Source organism: Thiosocius teredinicola, assembly GCF_002009425.1.
In the GTDB taxonomy this organism is placed as follows: Bacteria; Pseudomonadota; Gammaproteobacteria; order Chromatiales; family Chromatiaceae; genus Thiosocius; species Thiosocius teredinicola.
Window position 1 is genome coordinate 1563672 of record NZ_CP019936.1, and the last position, 14059, is coordinate 1577730.

The 14059-nt window shown below is 60.1% G+C and carries 16 protein-coding genes; 13 read left to right on the forward strand and 3 right to left on the reverse strand.

The features are described 5' to 3' along the window. Positions 1 to 12: 12 nt before the first annotated feature. Positions 13 to 1689, reverse strand: coding sequence for a sigma 54-interacting transcriptional regulator (locus tag B1781_RS07625; protein WP_334223912.1), 1677 nt, complete (start codon positions 1687 to 1689; stop codon positions 13 to 15). A 473-nt stretch (positions 1690 to 2162) separates the two neighbouring features. On the opposite strand from B1781_RS07625, the gene B1781_RS07630 reads away from it, so the two are divergent. The 9 genes from B1781_RS07630 to B1781_RS07670 all read left to right on the forward strand — a co-directional run bounded on the left by B1781_RS07630 (position 2163) and on the right by B1781_RS07670 (position 8565). Next, on the forward strand, positions 2163 to 2429 hold the full coding sequence (locus tag B1781_RS07630) for a phenol hydroxylase subunit (RefSeq protein ID WP_078119091.1): 267 nt from the start codon (positions 2163 to 2165) through the stop codon (positions 2427 to 2429). 13 nt (positions 2430 to 2442) lie between these two features. Next, positions 2443 to 3444, forward strand: coding sequence for an aromatic/alkene monooxygenase hydroxylase subunit beta (locus B1781_RS07635; protein WP_078119092.1), 1002 nt, complete (start codon positions 2443 to 2445; stop codon positions 3442 to 3444). Positions 3445 to 3456: 12 nt separating this feature from the next. Further along, the gene (locus B1781_RS07640; protein WP_078119093.1) at positions 3457 to 3732 is read left to right on the forward strand and encodes an MmoB/DmpM family protein; all 276 of its coding nucleotides are present in this window, start codon (positions 3457 to 3459) and stop codon (positions 3730 to 3732) included. A gap of 13 nt (positions 3733 to 3745) precedes the next feature. After that, a complete protein-coding gene (locus tag B1781_RS07645; protein ID WP_078119095.1) occupies positions 3746 to 5290 on the forward strand; it encodes an aromatic/alkene/methane monooxygenase hydroxylase/oxygenase subunit alpha in 1545 nt (514 codons plus the stop codon). Positions 5291 to 5364: 74 nt separating this feature from the next. Beyond that, entirely contained in the window at positions 5365 to 5727 is a 363-nt protein-coding gene (locus B1781_RS07650) for a phenol hydroxylase subunit P4 (RefSeq protein WP_078119096.1), read from the forward strand. 12 nt (positions 5728 to 5739) lie between these two features. Further along, positions 5740 to 6801: an NADH:ubiquinone reductase (Na(+)-transporting) subunit F gene (locus B1781_RS07655; RefSeq protein WP_078119098.1), complete on the forward strand. Its 1062-nt coding sequence runs from the start codon at positions 5740 to 5742 to the stop codon at positions 6799 to 6801. Between the two features lie 78 nt (positions 6802 to 6879). Then, positions 6880 to 7194 carry a 2Fe-2S iron-sulfur cluster binding domain-containing protein gene (locus B1781_RS07660; RefSeq protein WP_078119099.1) on the forward strand — a complete coding sequence of 105 codons (315 nt, stop codon included), beginning with the start codon at positions 6880 to 6882 and terminating at the stop codon, positions 7192 to 7194. A gap of 22 nt (positions 7195 to 7216) precedes the next feature. Continuing rightward, entirely contained in the window at positions 7217 to 8140 is a 924-nt protein-coding gene (locus B1781_RS07665) for a catechol 2,3-dioxygenase (protein ID WP_174575403.1), read from the forward strand. Then, entirely contained in the window at positions 8140 to 8565 is a 426-nt protein-coding gene (locus B1781_RS07670) for a GlcG/HbpS family heme-binding protein (protein ID WP_078119101.1), read from the forward strand. Before B1781_RS07665 ends, B1781_RS07670 begins: the two co-directional genes overlap by 1 nt. Before the next feature lie 10 nt (positions 8566 to 8575). Here B1781_RS07670 and B1781_RS07675 read toward each other — a convergent pair whose 3' ends face one another. Both B1781_RS07675 and B1781_RS07680 read right to left on the reverse strand, forming a co-directional pair. Next, positions 8576 to 9022: a VOC family protein gene (locus tag B1781_RS07675; RefSeq protein ID WP_078119102.1), complete on the reverse strand. Its 447-nt coding sequence runs from the start codon at positions 9020 to 9022 to the stop codon at positions 8576 to 8578. Next, positions 9022 to 9729 (reverse strand): GntR family transcriptional regulator, encoded by a 708-nt coding sequence (locus B1781_RS07680; protein ID WP_078119103.1) that lies wholly within the window; start codon positions 9727 to 9729, stop codon positions 9022 to 9024. Before B1781_RS07680 ends, B1781_RS07675 begins: the two co-directional genes overlap by 1 nt. Positions 9730 to 9992: 263 nt before the next feature. Here B1781_RS07680 and B1781_RS07685 point away from each other — a divergent pair, with 263 nt between their 5' ends. The 4 genes from B1781_RS07685 to B1781_RS07700 are packed head-to-tail and all read left to right on the forward strand — an operon-like array spanning position 9993 to position 14050. Continuing rightward, entirely contained in the window at positions 9993 to 11453 is a 1461-nt protein-coding gene (locus B1781_RS07685; protein ID WP_078119105.1) for a 2-hydroxymuconic semialdehyde dehydrogenase, read from the forward strand. Between the two features lies 1 nt (position 11454). Next, positions 11455 to 12303: an alpha/beta fold hydrolase gene (locus B1781_RS07690; protein WP_078119106.1), complete on the forward strand. Its 849-nt coding sequence runs from the start codon at positions 11455 to 11457 to the stop codon at positions 12301 to 12303. Continuing rightward, positions 12296 to 13090: a 2-oxopent-4-enoate hydratase gene (gene dmpE / locus B1781_RS07695; RefSeq protein ID WP_408646352.1), complete on the forward strand. Its 795-nt coding sequence runs from the start codon at positions 12296 to 12298 to the stop codon at positions 13088 to 13090. Before B1781_RS07690 ends, dmpE begins: the two co-directional genes overlap by 8 nt. A gap of 48 nt (positions 13091 to 13138) precedes the next feature. Next, positions 13139 to 14050: an acetaldehyde dehydrogenase (acetylating) gene (locus B1781_RS07700; protein WP_078119109.1), complete on the forward strand. Its 912-nt coding sequence runs from the start codon at positions 13139 to 13141 to the stop codon at positions 14048 to 14050. Positions 14051 to 14059: the final 9 nt, after the last annotated feature.

Below are 14059 nucleotides of genomic sequence, written 5' to 3' on the forward strand. Positions count from 1 at the left end.
GATTCGCTTCGCTCAGTTGCGCTTTTTGAGCCGATAGGCCAGCTGCGGGCGCGTCATGCCCAACATACGCGCGGCCGAGCTGAGGTTGCCGCCGGCACGTTCCACGGCAGTCTCCAGCATCAGCGCCTCCAGGGCTTCGAACGATGTCGCGTGTTCGAGCGCACTGTCGACAACCTCGCGCAGCACGTCGCCTTTATGCTGTGCCGTGTTGCCGGTCTCGGCTGTGCCGGCCGGTGCCGCCTCGCGCCTGGCGATGTTCACGCACGGAAACAGGTGCGGCACGTCGATCTGCTGATCGTTACCGACGATGATGACGCCGCGCTCGATCATGTTCTCCAACTCGCGGATATTGCCCGGCCAGTTGTACTTTTTGAGTGCTTCGAGGGCGGGGGTGGTGATGCCGGATACGCGTCTGCCGTGACGCGCCGCGTACTTGCCCAGAAAGCGCTCGCTCAACAGTTCGATGTCGTCGACACGTTCGCGCAGTGGCGGGATCAATACCGGGAAGATGTTCAGCCGGTAGTACAGGTCGGCGCGAAAGCGGCCGTCATCGACTGCCTGCTGCAGGTCGACGTTGGTCGCGGCGATCAGGCGTACGTCGACCTTGCGAGTCTGGGTGTCACCGATGCGCTCGAACTCACCTTCCTGCAGCACGCGCAGCAACTTTGCCTGGGCCGCGGCGGACAGCTCGCCGACCTCGTCGAGAAACAGCGTGCCGCCGTGGGCGCGTTCGAATCGCCCGGGGCGTGACTGGTGGGCGCCGGTGTAGGCGCCTTTCTCGACGCCGAACAGTTCGGATTCGATCAGTTCTTCGGGAATCGCCGCGCAGTTGATCGCGACGAACGCCGAGTTGGCACGTGGGCTCAGACTATGCAACGCGCGTGCGCACATCTCCTTGCCCACGCCGGTCTCGCCGAGTAACAGCACGGTGACGTGGCTGTTGGCTCCCTTGCGCAACAGATCGCAGGTGTTGAGGAAGGCCGGCGAGCGACCGACCATGTCGCCCAGCGCGAAATGGTCGTCCAGCGAGTAACGCAGGTTCTCGACCTCGTTCTGCAGCTTGAGCAACTGGTCGGCCAGATGATCCGGCTTGAAGTAGCTCAGGTCGCGCTCGGCGTCGCTCCAGTCATCGGCGGGTCTGCCGACGATGCGGCACTGGCGATCGCCCTTGCCGGCGCAATCGGCTTCGCGAAACAGGATGAATTTGCCCATGATCTCACTGGTGTAACCGCAGGCGTAGCCGATCTGCGTCCAGCAGACCGATTCGTGGTGGATGCCGAAGTGTTCCTTGTGTACGTCGGCCTCGAACGAGTCCTCCCACAGAAACTCACCGTCGAAATGACCGCTGGCAATGTCGATATCGGTACGGATCGGCGATACGCGCACAATGCCTTCGAGCGAATGCAGGCGCGGGCCGAGCATCAGCACGTCTTCGTCCGACATGGTCGGCATCAGCTTGCGCGCCAGTTCGGCATCGCGCTTGCCGGACGCATAACCCATGCGCGTGAGTACACCGCGTGCGCGCTCGATACCCAGCGTATCGATCAACTCGACACGCAACGAACCGAAGGCACCGGCATGCAGTAACAGCATGCGGTGCTTGTCGAGCCCGATGCGACCGTATTCAAAATTGAGCTTGAGATTGGACGGCAGGTGAAACACCTCACCGATATCGAATTCGCGAGCCACGCTTTCCTCCCAGCAATATGTGTCGGACGGTTTCGTTCGCACGTCTTGCGAGGAGGTTCTGCCTGCACCAGGCGACGCATCGTCTATGCGATGTCGCTGCCTGACCTCTCCCGATACGACATGAGATGAAACTCAGCAAATCGTGAGATTCGGAGCTTCACGATTTGGTCACTATTTATTATTTGGTGAACGCAAAATAGGGAACACGCCGGGCGCGTGTCAACCAAATCCTGCAGACATGCCGATGCATGTTGCAATGCACCACGAAAGCCTTGCCTATATGGTGTCTGCCGCTTATTCAAATGGTGAAAAAGCGGGCGTTCTTCGATCATTTGATCAATCCGGCGAGTGTCTTGTCGGTCGACGATTGGATGAACCCCGCTTTGGCATACATGCTGCTCTAACTGCTCCCAAGCGGCCCGCAGTGGTCGCAATGATCACATCAAGAACGATCGTCGGAGGGTTTCACGGTCATGGTTTCGGACAGCGAGCCGCTGCACCAGCGCCGCTTCGTGCGCGTGCGCGAACGGCATAACGGGTTTGTCGAATTCGACTTCTCGATCGGCGATCCCGAGCTTTACGTCGAACTCATCCTGACCGATGCCGCCTTCGATGAGTTCTGTACGACCAACCGGGTGAAGCTGCTCGGCGCCGATGGCGTCGAGCAGATCGATCGTTATCGCGACACCTGGGTGAAACCCCACACCGACAACAACGACGTCACCGAGCCAGAGAGCTGAGGAGAGACGATCCATGCAGATCGACATCAAGACAGACAGTGTCGAACCCATCCGCCAGACGTTCGCCCATGTGGCACGGCGCCTGGGTGTCGACAAGCCGGCTTCGCGCTACCAGGAGGCCACCCTGGACGTGCAGTCCGAGATCAACTTCCATTACCGCCCGCTGTGGGATCCGGATCGCGAGATATTCGATCGCAACCGGACTGCGGTCAAGATGGACGACTGGTACGCCTTTCGCGACCCGCGACAGTACTACTACGGCGCCTGGACGATCACACGCTCACGCCAACAGGACAGCATGGAACGCAACTTTGCGTTCGTCGAAAAACGCCAGTTGTTCGACACGCTCGAACCTGCATGGCGCCAGCGCGTGGCCGATGTGCTGTTGCCGCTGCGCCATCTCGAATACGGCGCCAACCTGAACAATACCTACATCACCGCTTACGGTTGGGGCACCGCCATCACCCAAGCCACCAGCTTCGCAGCGATGGACAGGCTCGGCATTGCGCAATACCTATCGCGCATCGGTCTGATCATGGACGGTAACACCGGAGAATCGCTCGACACAGCAAAGCAGGCCTGGATGCAGGCCGAGCAGTGGCAACCGCTGCGCCGACTCGTCGAAGACCTGCTGGTGGTTGATGACTGGTTCGAACTGTACGTCGCTCAGAACTTCGCTCTCGATGGCCTGTTGTTTCCGCTGGTGTACGAACGCTTCGATGCCGAGCTTGCACAGCACGGCGGGTCGGCAATGGCGATGCTTACCGAGTTCATGGTCGATTGGTCCGCCGAGCACACGCGCTGTGTGGATGCCTTCCTGAAAACGGCTGCGGAGGAATCGCCGCAGAACAAGGCGCTGTTGTCGTCGTGGACGCACAAGTGGTCTGCACGCTGTGCCGACGCGCTGTTGCCGCTGGCCAAGGTTGCGGTCGGCGACACCGCGGTGACGGTGATCGCCGAGTTGCAGGATGCGCTGCAAAAGCGCGGTCAGAAGAAAGCCGGCCTGGATATCTGAGGAAACCACAGCATGTCGAACAACAACGTCTATATCGCCCTGCAGAACAACGAAGATGCCCGTCCGATCGTCGAGGCGATCGAGCAGGACAACCCGTCGGCCACGGTCAATCACTTTCCGGCGATGGTCAAGATCGATGCCCCCGGACGCCTGGAGATCCGCCGTGCGACGGTTGAAGAACTGATCGGGCGCGAATGGGACCCGCAGGAGATCCACCTGTCGGTGATCTCGATCTCCGGCAACGTCGATGAAACCGACGAGGCATTCATCCTCGAGCGCAACAACTGAGGAGGGCAGGACTATGGCAGCCAAAAAAATGAATCTGCGCGAAAAATACACGCGCCTTACCCGCGACCTGGCGTGGGATTTCAGCTATCAGAAAGAGCAAGACATCTTCAAGCAAGCCGCGTTTGAAGGCATCAAGATCGAAGACTGGGACAAGTGGGAAGACCCGTTCCGTCTGACGATGGATGCGTACTGGAAATACCAGGGTGAGAAAGAACGCAAGCTGTACGCGATCATCGACGCCTTCGCGCAGAACAACGGTCACCTGAACGTGACCGACGCGCGTTACGTCAATGCGATCAAGCTGTTCCTCACCGGCATCTCGCCGGAGGAATACAACGCACACCGCGGCTTCGCAATGGTCGGGCGGCAATTCCCCGGCGTTGGTGCACAGGTCGCCTGCCAGATGCAATCGGTCGACGAGCTGCGTCACGTGCAGACGCAGGTGCATGCGATGAGCCAGTACAACAAGTACTTCAACGGCCTGCAGGACTACAGCTACATGCACGACCGCGTGTGGTATCTGTCGGTACCCAAGTCGTTCTTCAACGATGCGATGTCCGCCGGCCCGTTCGAGTTCCTCACGGCCATCTCGTTCTCGTTCGAGTACGTGCTGACCAATCTGCTGTTCATGCCCTTCATGTCCGGCGCGGCATACAACGGCGACATGGCGACCGTCACGTTCGGATTCTCCGCCCAGTCCGACGAGGCGCGTCACATGACGCTCGGCCTGGAGGTGATCAAGTTCATCCTCGAACAACATCCGGACAACCTGCCGATCGTGCAGAAGTGGATCGACAAGTGGTTCTGGCGCGGCTACCGCCTGTTGACCCTGGTCGCGATGATGATGGACTACATGCTGCCCAAGCGTGTCATGTCGTGGCGCGAGGCGTGGGAAATCTACTTCGAGCAGAATGGCGGTGCCTTGTTCGCCGACCTGGCGCGCTACGGCATCCGCATGCCGAAGTACTGGGAGCAGTCGGTTGTCGAGAAAGACCTGATCTCGCACGTGGCATGGGGCACCTTTTACAACTATGCGCATGCGGCACCTTTTCATACCTGGACCCCGAACCAGGATGAAATGGTCTGGCTGTCTGCCAAGTATCCGGACACCTTCGACAAGTACTTCCGTCCGCGTTTCGAGCATTGGGCAGCCGAAGAGAAGGCCGGCAGGCGCTTCTACAATCCGAGCCTGCCGATGTTGTGCACCACCTGCCAGATTCCGATGGTGTTCCCCGAGGTGAATGACCCGACCATGACCTGCTACCGCCACAGCGAGCACGAGGGTGAGACTTATCACTTCTGCTCGGACGGTTGCAAAGACATCTTCGACGACGAACCGGAGAAGTACGTGCAGTCGTGGTTACCCGTGCACCAGATCTTTCAGGGCAATTGCGGCGGCCCCACCTTGGAAGACGTGCTCAAGTGGTATCACATCGAAGATGGTGTCGATAACCGCGATTACCTGAGCTCGCCCGACCGCGCCAACTGGGAGAAGTGGTCGGGTATCACCGGCGCGGACGCCGACATCGACGCTGAGGCGAAAGCCGCCGCCGGCTGAGCGACGACCGAGTACATAGTCCTGACCACACAATACGAGGATATGTGCGGCCGTGCGCCGCACGGGGGGGAATCATGCCCGTTAATGCAATCCGCGAAGATTACAAGTTCGAGCCGAAAGACCTTGAAGCCAACTTTCACGGCAACCGCTTGGTGTACGTCGGTTGGGATCATCACATGATGTTTTGTGCACCCGTCGCCTTTCCATTGCCGCCGGACATGCCGTTCGGCGCACTGGTCGACGAGGTGATACCGAATGCGTTCGGCATGCACCCGGATTTCGCCGATATCGATTGGGACAAGGTGGAATGGCGCCTGAACGGCGAGCTGTTCGCGCCGGACAAATCGGCCAGCCTCGACGCGTTGGGTATCAAGCACAAGTCGGTCATCCGCATGCACACGCCGGGTCTCGACGGGATCGGCGGCAGCGGCAGCTGAGCGGCAGCAGCAATGACATACGAGGTAACGATCGAGCCGCTCGGCGAGACCATCGAGGTCGAAGAGGAGCAGACGATTCTCGATGCGGCGCTGCGTGCCGGAATTTGGCTGCCGCATGCCTGCTGTCACGGTTTGTGCGCGACCTGCAAGGTGCAGGTGGTCGACGGCGAGGTGGAGCAGGGCGATGCATCGCCGTTCGCCTTGATGGACTTCGAACGTGACGAAGGCAAGTGCCTGGCCTGTTGTGCAACGCCGATGTCCGATCTGGTGATCGAGGCCGACATCGATGAAGACCCGGATGCGGAAGTACATCCGGTCGATGACTACCGCGGTGAAGTGATTGCAATCGAAAGCGTCACGCCGACGGTCAAACGCGTCGTCATCGAGCTCGATCGGGCACTGAGTTTTCAAGCCGGGCAATACATCAATCTGCAGTTGCCGAAGATCGATAAGTCACGCGCGTTTTCGTTGGCCAATGCGCCGAGCGACGGCCAGCGCGTGGAACTGCAGATACGCCACGTGCCTGGCGGTGAAGCGACCACCTATGTACACGAGCGACTGGCGGTCGGCGACAAGGTCGATCTCACCGGGCCGTACGGTCGGTTCTTTGTACGCCGATCCGATGCCGGCGGCGCATTGTTCCTGGCCGGCGGTACCGGGGTGTCGAGTCCCAAGTCGATGATCGCCGACCTGTTGGAGAGCGGTGACGAGCGGCAGATCACGCTGATCCACGGCGTGCGCAATCTCAGCGAGTTGTACGACAACCGGCATTTCGCCGCCCTGGCCGAGCGGCACGCCAATTTCCGCTACCTGCCGGTGCTATCGGAACCGGAAGGCAACGACGTGTGGAGCGGTGAGCAGGGGTTTGTGCACGAAGCGGCCAAGCGACTCTACGACAACGACTTTCGTGGACTGAAGGCCTACCTGTGCGGGCCGCCGGCGATGATCGATGCGTGCATCACCACGCTGATGCAGGGCCGGCTATTCGAGCGAGACATCCATATGGAGAAGTTTCTGTCGGCGGCGGACGCCGCGCAGGACAGTCAACGCAGCCCGTTGTTCAAGTCCATCTAGATGCGATTTAGCGATGAAAGATAAAAAAATCGATAAAATGTATTTAAATCGAGAAATGTCTGCTAAGCTCGCTGACCAATGACGATGTTTGAAATCCACATCGACAGCCTGCAACAGAGCTTTTCTGCGTCATCCGAGCAAACGCTGCTCAGTGGCATGGAAAGCCTGGGTAAACGGGGTATCCCGGTGGGATGCCGCGGCGGTGGATGTGGGGTGTGCAAAGTGCGGATCGACAAGGGCAGATACCGCTGTAAAAAAATGAGCCGAGCACACGTCAGCGCTGAGGAAGAAAGCCAGGGATATGTCCTGGCATGCCGTTGCATGGCCCTCAGCGACATCCAACTCACCGTAGTTGGACAGATGAAAAAAGCGGTGTTCGGCACCCAAGACTGACGTCGGAAGGAGGAAACAAACTATGTCGATGACAGGCGTATTGCGGCCGGGTCATGTGCAGATCCGCGTGATGGATATGGGCGAAGCCCTGACCCACTACAAAGAACGTCTCGGTTTGCAGGAAACCGACCGCGATGCCAGCGGCCGCGTCTATCTCAAGGGATGGGATGAGCGCGACTGGTTCTCCGTCGTGCTGCGTGAAGCCGACGAACCCGGCATGGATTTCATGGCGTTCAAGGTCGACAGCGTCGACACCTTGCGCAGACTCGAAGGCCGCGTACGTGAGTTTGGTTGCAACGTGGAAACGATCCCGGCCGGCGAACTCAATCATTGCGGTGAGCGCGTACGCTTCGATTCGCCAACCGGTCACACCTTCGAACTGTATGCCGAGAAAGACTACAAGGGCACGCAGATGGGATTGCTCAATCCCGATCCGTGGCATGAAGAGTGTTTGAAGGGCATGCAGGCGCAACGATTCGATCACTGCCTGCTGTATGGGGATGACCTCGACGGCACCATCAAGCTGTTTACCGAGGTGCTGGGTTTCAAAGAGGCCGAACAGGTCTACGACGGTGATCTGCAGATCGGCACCTTCCTGACTTGCGGCATGAAGGCGCACGATCTGGCAGTGATTCGCCATACGGAAAAGAACAAGTTCCACCACGCCTCGTTCCTGCTCGGGAGTTGGGAAGACGTGTTGCGTGCCGCCGACATCATCGGTCGCTACAAGATGTCGCTCGACATCGGCCCGACCCGGCACGGCATTACCCGTGGTCGTACGATTTACTTCTTCGATCCGTCCGGTAATCGCAACGAGGTGTTTGCCGGCGACTACACCTATTACCCGGACTACGAGCCGATCACCTGGACGGCCGACGAACTCGGTGGTGCGATCTTCTATCACAACCAGACATTGAACGAACGCTTCCTGACTGTCGTGACCTGATGAGTACCGTCGTTGAGGCATTGACGCTGTCGTCGACCGCCGCGGCACAGATGTGTCAGGCCGCGGTGGCGCATGCGCAGTCGCTCGGTGTGAAGATCAATGTTGCCGTGGTCGACAACGGCGGCAACCTGTTGGCCTTCCAACGTATGAACGGTGCGTTCCTGCACTCGATCTCGATTGCCGAAGACAAGGCCTTTTGCGCGGTCAGCTTTACGATGCCGACCGGTGCCTGGCAGAGCGTGTTCGACGAAATGCCGCAGTTGAAAGACGGCCTGGTGCATCGTCCACGCTTCGTGACATTAGCCGGTGGCTTGCCCATCGAACATCAAGGACAGGTCGTTGGCGGTATCGGCGTGTCCGGCGCCAGCGAAGAACAGGATGAAGCCTGCGCGCGCGCCGGCATGTCGGCGGCCGGCATAAGTTGAAAAAGTCGCGCTAGAGTTCGAGCGGTTTGACGGGTTGGTCGATCCACTCGGTGCGCGAGTGCCAATCGTAATCCGGCACGTCGACGTACAGCTCGAGTTCATTGCCGTCGGGATCGCGCAGGTAAAGGCTATGGCTGATCCAATGATCCGACATCCCTTCGATCGCGACACCGGCGGCTTCAAGCTTGGCCTTGGCATCGCGCAATGCATCGTCGCTGTCACCGATGCACCAGCCCACGTGATACAGACCTATGCGTCGGCCCGGCGGCGGGGCAGGGGCATCGCCGACCTCGAGCAACAGCAGCTCGTGATGTGTTCGGCCGCTGGTCAGCATGCAGGCGCGCCCATTGAAGGTCTCGCCGAGCGATTTCAGACCGAGCAGGTCGCGGTAGAACGCCAATGAGCGTTGCAGGTCGCGCACATAGAACACGACATGGCCAAGGTGGCGAACCTGCATCAGGCCGATTCCCGCGTTTCCCATTCGTCGAGCATCAGGCGTTTGACGACCTCGGCGGTTTCGCGGATGTGGAATTCGTTGGCCTTGCACGCAGCTTCGGCATCGCGATTCAACGCCGCCTTATAGATGGCCTCGTGTTCGGCATGGATGTCGCGCCGTGCGTGGGTGTCGCTGCGCGCAAGGTTGCGGTAACGCTTGTGCTGGTCGTACAGCGTGTCGTAGAAGCGCCGCAGCCATTTCGAACGACAGGCGCCGATCAAGGCATTGTGGAAATCCGCATTGCGCTTTTCCCAGTCGTTGATGTCGCGATCGCCTTCCGATTCCTCCAGCTTGGAGAGTCGGTGAAACGCAGCAACCACACCGGCTTCCCAGGTGTCGTCACCTTTGACGATGCTCTGCGTCAGCGCTTGGCTTTCGAGCACGACGCGCAGGTTGGTCACATCTTCGAGGTCGTCTTTGGTCATGTCGGCGACTTTGAAGCCGCGCTGGCCTTCGATCGTGACAAAGCCATCGGCCGACAGACGGCTGAGCGCTTCGCGCAGCGGGGTAGCACCGACGCCGTACTGTTGGCGCAACGATTCGATGCGCAGCTTCGTGTTCGGCGCCAGATGGCCATGCACGATGTCGTCGCGCAGTTGCTGGTATGCCTGGTCCGTCAGTGTCTTGGGAGACTCGGACTTCGAAGCTTTGGAGGGGGCAATGGCCATATTGCAGATGTGTCCTTTGGCGATCCGACTGAGATCAAGTCTACGTTAAACACCGGGTAAATCATATATTTACGCCGTTTGTCGACAGATTATCAAGTATCGACAAAATAACTCTAAAAAGAAAACTAGCAAAAATATCGATAAAAAGCTTGATTATCGACAAGCTTAGTTTATTCTTCCCCCGAACAACGCAACACGCCGCAATCCAACAAGACGGCCGTTTGCGTAGCAGTCGCCACTCCGGGCAGTTGAAAACGAAGCGAATGAAAGAAACCAAGCACTTCATCAACGGTGAATTCGTGGGTTCGGCGAACGGCCGTACCTTTGCCAATACCAGTCCGGCGACCGGGCAGCAGATCGGGATCGTCCACGAGGCCGGTCGCGAAGAGGTCGATCAGGCGGTGTCCGCGGCGCGTGCTGCACTGACGGGTGATTGGGGGCGCATGCCGGTTGCCGAGCGCATGGCGTTGCTGCACAAGCTGGCCGACGGCATCAATGCGCGCTTCGACGAATTCCTCGAGGCCGAGTGTCTGGACACCGGCAAGCCCGCCAGCCTGGCGCGACATGTCGACATTCCGCGCGGCGCGGCCAACTTCAAGATATTCGCCGACCTGGTGAAGAACGTGCCGACCGAGAGCTTCATGCTCGATACGCCCGATGGCGCCGGTGCGTTGAACTATGCATTGCGCAAGCCCAAGGGCGTGATCGCGGTGGTCAGCCCATGGAACCTGCCGTTGCTGCTGATGACCTGGAAGGTCGGGCCTGCGTTGGCTTGCGGTAACACCGTGATCGTCAAGCCGTCGGAAGAAACGCCGTCGACCACCACGTTGCTCGGCGAGGTGATGAACGACGTCGGCATCCCCAAGGGTGTGTACAACGTTGTGCACGGTTTCGGCCCGGACTCGGCCGGCGAGTTTCTGACCAGCCACAAGGGCATCGACGGCATCACCTTTACCGGCGAGACACGTACCGGTGCGGCGATCCTCAAGGCATCCGCCGATCACATCCGCCACGTGTCCTTCGAACTGGGCGGCAAGAACCCGGCATTGGTGTTCGCCGACTGTGACATGGAGAAAGCTGTCGAAGGCACCATGCGTTCGGCCTTCGCCAACTGTGGACAGGTCTGCCTCGGCACCGAGCGCGTCTACGTCGAACGCCCGATCTTTGATGAGTTTCTCGCACGCCTGAAGCGTGGTGCCGAGCACATGAAACTCGGTGCGTGGAACGATCCCGAAACCAGCATGGGCCCGCTGATCAGCAAAGAGCACCAGCGCAAGGTGCTGGGTTACTACGACAAGGCGGTCGCCGAGGGTGCGACAGTGGTAACCGGCGGCGGCGAACCCGAGATGCCGGGCGACCTCGCCGGCGGTGCCTGGGTGCAGCCGACCATCTGGACCGGGCTGGCCGACGATGCCGAATGCATTCGCGACGAGATCTTCGGCCCGTGTTGTCACGTGCGTCCGTTCGACAGCGAAGACGAAGCGGTCGCGTTGGCCAACGATACCGACTACGGCCTGGCTGCGGCGATCTGGACGGAGAACGCCGGGCGTGCGCACCGTGTGGCCGCCAACGTCAATGCCGGCATCGTCTGGGTCAACTCCTGGTTCCTGCGCGATCTGCGCACGCCGTTCGGTGGCATGGGTGCCTCAGGCATCGGTCGCGAAGGCGGGGTGCATTCACTCGAGTTCTACACCGAACTCAAGAACGTGTGCGTGAAGCTCTGACATGAACGCACCGGCCAGCAATCCCGAGATCGGACTGAGCGTCGCCACGCCGACGGTCACGACCAACTACCACGATCAAGGCGCCGGTGATCCCGTCGTGTTGTTGCATGGCTCGGGACCTGGCGTTAGCGCGTGGGCCAACTGGCGGCTGACCTTGCCGGCACTGGCAAAGCAGCGGCGCGTTATCGCCCCCGATCTTGCCGGCTTCGGTTTCACCGAACGGCAAGACGGTGCGCACTACGACATCGACGGCTGGGTCGCACACCTGGCCGGCTTTCTCGATGCACTCGAACTCGACGCGGTAGACCTGGTCGGCAACTCGTTTGGCGGCGCGCTGGCCTTGCACTTCGCCTTGCGCTATCCGAACCGCGTGCGCCGCCTGGTCGTGATGGGTGCTGTCGGCCTGAGCTTTCCGATCACCGACGGCCTCGATGCTGTCTGGGGTTACCAGCCGTCGGTCGAGAACATGCGCAAGCTGCTCGACATCTTTGCGTACAACCGCGAGTTGGTCAGTGATGAGCTGGCCGAGTTGCGCTTCAAGGCGGCCAATCGCCCGGGTGTACAAGAGGCGTTCGCCGCGATGTTTCCTGCGCCGCGCCAGCGCTGGGTCGACGCGCTCGCCTGTGCCGAGGACGAATTGCGCGAGCTCGACAAGGAGCTGTTGATCATCCACGGGCGCGACGACGACGTCATCCCGATGTCGGTTTCGTTACGCCTGCTCGAGATTACCCAACGTTCGCAATTGCACGTGTTCGGTCGCTGCGGCCACTGGGTGCAGATCGAACACGCCGATCGCTTCAATCGTCTGGTCGGCGACTTTCTTTCAGAACCCGCGATGGGAGATGCATAACGTGGATGACAAACGCATCCAACAGCTGGGCGATGAACTGTTCAGCGCACTGCGTACACGCGAGATGATCGAACCGCTGACCGAGCGTGAGCCTGCAATCACGATCGACGATGCCTACCACATCTCGCTGCGTCTCGTGGAACGCCGCGTCGCCGACGGTGAACGCATCATCGGCAAGAAGATCGGTGTGACCTCGAAGGCCGTGCAGAACATGCTCAATGTGCACCAGCCCGATTTCGGTTACCTGACTGACCGCATGGTGTATGGCAACGGCGACGAGATGCCGATCAGTGAGCAACTGATCCAGCCGCGCGCCGAGGGCGAGATTGCTTTCATCCTGAAGAAAGACCTCAGTGGCCCGGGCGTGACCAACGCCGACGTATTGGCCGCGACCGAAGCGGTGATGCCGTGCTTCGAGATCGTCGATTCCCGCATCCGCGACTGGAAGATCAAGATCCAGGACACGGTCGCAGACAACGCCTCGTGCGGTCTGTTCGTGCTCGGTGATCGCGCAGTCGATCCGCGCAAGGTCGATCTCGCCACGGTCGGCATGGTGGTCGAGAAGAACGGCCAGATCATCTCGACCGGTGCCGGTGCCGCGGCGCTGGGTTCACCGGTGAACTGCGTGGCCTGGCTGGCCAACACCCTCGGTCGTTTCGATATCCCCCTCAAGGCAGGTGAAGTGATCCTGTCCGGCTCGTTGGTGCCGCTCGAACCGGTGGTTGCGGGCGACTTCATGCGGGTCGAGATCGGTGGCATCGGTTCGGCTTCGGTGCGGTTTGTTTAACGACGTCGGCGAAGTCCCCGGCACAAAGAACATTCGAGGATTTACTGAATGAGCAAGATCAACGCAGCCCTGATCGGCTCCGGCAACATCGGTACCGATCTGCTTTACAAGGCTCTGCGCAGTGAGTGGATCAATCCGGTGTGGATGGTCGGCATCGACCCGGAGTCGGAAGGTTTGGCGCGTGCCCGCAAGCTCGGTCTGAAAACCACGCACGAAGGCGTCGATGGGCTGATCCCGCACATGCGCGAGGACAACATCCAGGTGTGCTTCGACGCGACCTCGGCCTATGTGCATGCCGAGAACAGCCGCAAGGTGCAGGAGCAGGGCGCGATGATGATCGACCTGACCCCCGCAGCGATTGGTCCGTATTGCGTGCCGCCGGTCAATCTGAAAGACCACGTCGGCAAGCGCGAAATGAACGTCAATATGGTGACCTGCGGCGGGCAGGCGACCATCCCGATGGTTGCCGCCGTGAGCCGTGTGCAGCCCGTCGAGTACGGTGAGATCGTTGCGACGGTCTCCTCCAAGTCGGCCGGTCCCGGTACGCGCAAGAACATCGACGAGTTCACCCAAACCACGTCGCGTGCGGTTGAAGCCGTTGGCGGTGCGCAAAAGGGCAAGGCCATCATCATCCTGAACCCCGCCGAGCCGCCGCTGATCATGCGCGACACGGTGCATTGCATCACGGTCGACGAACCGGACCAGGCGGCGATCACCGCGTCGATCAACGCGATGATCGCCGAGGTGCAGAAGTACGTGCCCGGCTATCGCTTGAAGAACGGGCCGGTGTTCGACGGGCGTCGCGTGTCGGTATTCATGGAGGTCGAAGGCCTCGGCGATTACCTGCCGAAGTACGCCGGCAATCTCGACATCATGACCGCCGCCGGTCTGCGCACTGCCGAGATGTTCGCCGAAGAAATTGCCAACGGCACGCTCGTGCTCGAACCCCAAGTCGCCTGAGGAGTAAGT

Bases quoted from the DNA above. Each gene is read 5' to 3' on its own strand.
- B1781_RS07630 (WP_078119091.1), top strand. From the start codon at position 2,163: ATGGTTTCGGACAGCGAGCCGCTGCACCAGCGCCGCTTCGTGCGCGTG.
- B1781_RS07635 (WP_078119092.1), top strand. From the start codon at position 2,443: ATGCAGATCGACATCAAGACAGACAGTGTCGAACCCATCCGCCAGACG.
- B1781_RS07640 (WP_078119093.1), top strand. From the start codon at position 3,457: ATGTCGAACAACAACGTCTATATCGCCCTGCAGAACAACGAAGATGCC.
- B1781_RS07645 (WP_078119095.1), top strand. From the start codon at position 3,746: ATGGCAGCCAAAAAAATGAATCTGCGCGAAAAATACACGCGCCTTACC.
- B1781_RS07650 (WP_078119096.1), top strand. From the start codon at position 5,365: ATGCCCGTTAATGCAATCCGCGAAGATTACAAGTTCGAGCCGAAAGAC.
- B1781_RS07655 (WP_078119098.1), top strand. From the start codon at position 5,740: ATGACATACGAGGTAACGATCGAGCCGCTCGGCGAGACCATCGAGGTC.
- B1781_RS07660 (WP_078119099.1), top strand. From the start codon at position 6,880: ATGACGATGTTTGAAATCCACATCGACAGCCTGCAACAGAGCTTTTCT.
- B1781_RS07665 (WP_174575403.1), top strand. From the start codon at position 7,217: ATGTCGATGACAGGCGTATTGCGGCCGGGTCATGTGCAGATCCGCGTG.
- B1781_RS07670 (WP_078119101.1), top strand. From the start codon at position 8,140: ATGAGTACCGTCGTTGAGGCATTGACGCTGTCGTCGACCGCCGCGGCA.
- B1781_RS07675 (WP_078119102.1), bottom strand. From the start codon at position 9,022: ATGCAGGTTCGCCACCTTGGCCATGTCGTGTTCTATGTGCGCGACCTG.
- B1781_RS07680 (WP_078119103.1), bottom strand. From the start codon at position 9,729: ATGGCCATTGCCCCCTCCAAAGCTTCGAAGTCCGAGTCTCCCAAGACA.
- B1781_RS07685 (WP_078119105.1), top strand. From the start codon at position 9,993: ATGAAAGAAACCAAGCACTTCATCAACGGTGAATTCGTGGGTTCGGCG.
- B1781_RS07690 (WP_078119106.1), top strand. From the start codon at position 11,455: ATGAACGCACCGGCCAGCAATCCCGAGATCGGACTGAGCGTCGCCACG.
- dmpE (WP_408646352.1), top strand. From the start codon at position 12,296: ATGCATAACGTGGATGACAAACGCATCCAACAGCTGGGCGATGAACTG.
- B1781_RS07700 (WP_078119109.1), top strand. From the start codon at position 13,139: ATGAGCAAGATCAACGCAGCCCTGATCGGCTCCGGCAACATCGGTACC.